This window comes from Thalassotalea ganghwensis, assembly GCF_053485795.1.
This window is the reverse complement of the sequence record NZ_JBQRUM010000062.1, coordinates 1-543: the sequence shown is the minus strand read 5'-3', so window position 1 is coordinate 543 and position 543 is coordinate 1. Positions and strand designations below refer to the sequence as shown.

General features: G+C 45.3%; 1 protein-coding gene. It reads left to right on the top strand.

From position 1 onward, the window contains the following. Window positions 1-543, top strand: a 543-nt coding sequence (locus tag ACSLUH_RS19475; RefSeq protein WP_448570077.1) for a hypothetical protein, incomplete at both ends; no start/stop codon positions are given.

Genomic DNA, 543 nt, shown 5'->3' with positions numbered 1-543 from the left:
TAACCTATGATGGTTTAAATCGCTTAACGTCAACGACAGGGGAGCAAGGGTCACATATCGGTAGCTCATCACTGCGTTACGATGGTTTGGGTAATATCACCGCGTACAGCAACACCAGTGCAATAAACCCTCACGATTTAACTTATCACTATAATGAGAGCAACCATCTCCTGACCCGTGTCACCAACGCGGGTAATGCTAACGTCAGAGATTTTAGCCAACCTAATAGTTACGACAGCCGTGGTAATGTTATGAAAAACGGTGAGCGCGAGTTTATCTATAACCTAGCCAACCAAATGATTGCCTCGGGCTCAAATCATTACACTTATGACGGTTATAACCGCCGCGTAAAAACTAAAGACAGCAAAGGTACAAGCTACAGCATGTACAGCCAATCAGGGCAACTGCTGTATCGTGAAACCGACCAAGGCGGTATTAACTATGTCTTTTTAGGCGGTAAGTTGGTGGCGAAAGAAGGCACGGGCGTTAGACCGGTTAACGAAGATGCTGGTGAAACCAGTATTGCCAATTATAAACCGTTTG